1 protein-coding gene is annotated in these 680 nt (G+C 39.9%); it reads left to right on the top strand.

Features of this window, described 5'->3' with window-relative positions:
- Positions 1-85: 85 nt before the first annotated feature.
- On the top strand, positions 86-511 hold the full coding sequence (locus B4033_RS01150; protein ID WP_076753114.1) for an organic hydroperoxide resistance protein: 426 nt from the start codon (positions 86-88) through the stop codon (positions 509-511).
- The last annotated feature ends 169 nt before the right edge of the window (positions 512-680 follow it).

Here is a 680-nt window from a genome sequence, read left to right as displayed (position 1 = left end):
CATAAAATAACAAAATCCCTGCTTATTCCTGTTTAAAAATCATCGAGCATAGAAACTCCATGAAAAAATAACAGGGATTCATATCATGTCATTAGAAAAAACTGTCTATACCGCCCATGCCAAAGCAACAGGTGGCCGCGATGGTCGGGTTACTACGGATGATCAACTGCTGGATATACAACTCGCAGTACCAAAGGAAATGGGTGGTTCAGGCGGTGGTACCAATCCTGAACAGCTCTTTGCTGCTGGCTATTCAGCCTGCTTTTTAGGGGCGATGAAATTTGTGGCTAATCGAGACAAACTGAATATGAGTAAAGAGGCTTATATTGAAGGTGAGGTAGGGATTGGTCCGATCCCAACTGGCTTTGGTATTGAAGTTACCCTAAATGTTCATCTGGAAGGTATGGATCAGGACGAAGCTCAAAAGCTGGTGGATGCTGCGCACATTGTCTGCCCATATTCTAATGCCACCCGTAATAATATTGATGTCACGCTAAATGTGATTACTTAAGATCCAGTAGACAGCTATCCTGAAAAATCTGTTTTCAGGATAGCCTTGATCCAGTATAAAAATTCAATTCTTAGTTGGCGGGTCTTCAGCTTTTTAAATACTGTTTTCATCTTCCTATTTCAAAAAGATAACAATTAGACAGATAGTTATATATAATAATTCTTATTCG

Source organism: Acinetobacter sp. UBA3132 (genome assembly GCF_002364825.1).
GTDB classification, from domain to species: domain Bacteria; phylum Pseudomonadota; class Gammaproteobacteria; order Pseudomonadales; family Moraxellaceae; genus Acinetobacter; species Acinetobacter schindleri.
The sequence above is the reverse complement of the archived record's forward strand: the minus strand, read 5'-3'. Positions and strand labels throughout refer to the sequence as shown.